The 368-nt window shown below is 53.5% G+C and carries 1 protein-coding gene; it reads left to right on the top strand.

Features of this window, described 5'->3' with window-relative positions; all coding sequences use genetic code 11:
* A partial coding sequence (locus tag QWY20_RS18570; protein WP_330130462.1) for a GTP-binding protein occupies positions 1–368 on the top strand: 368 nt, incomplete at its 3' end.

Below are 368 nucleotides of genomic sequence, written 5' to 3'. Positions count from 1 at the left end.
ATGGCTAAGGCTAAATTTGAACGCGTAAAACCGCACGTAAACGTAGGCACCATCGGCCACGTTGACCACGGTAAAACAACTCTGACTGCAGCTATCACGAACGTGTTGGCGAAGACTTACGGCGGTCAGGCATTTGCATTTGATCAAATCGACAAAGCACCGGAAGAAAAAGCGCGTGGTATTACCATCAATACTTCGCACGTAGAATACGACACGCCAACCCGCCACTACGCGCACGTAGATTGCCCGGGTCACGCTGACTACGTGAAGAACATGATCACTGGTGCTGCGCAGATGGACGGCGCGATCCTGGTTGTTGCCGCGACTGACGGTCCTATGCCACAGACGCGTGAGCACATCCTGCTGTC

The sequence above is a fragment of the Alkalimonas cellulosilytica genome (assembly GCF_036325985.1).
GTDB classification, from domain to species: Bacteria; Pseudomonadota; Gammaproteobacteria; order Enterobacterales; family Alteromonadaceae; genus Alkalimonas; species Alkalimonas cellulosilytica.
Note: the sequence above shows the minus strand (reverse complement) of the source record. Positions and strands in the feature narration are given on the sequence as shown.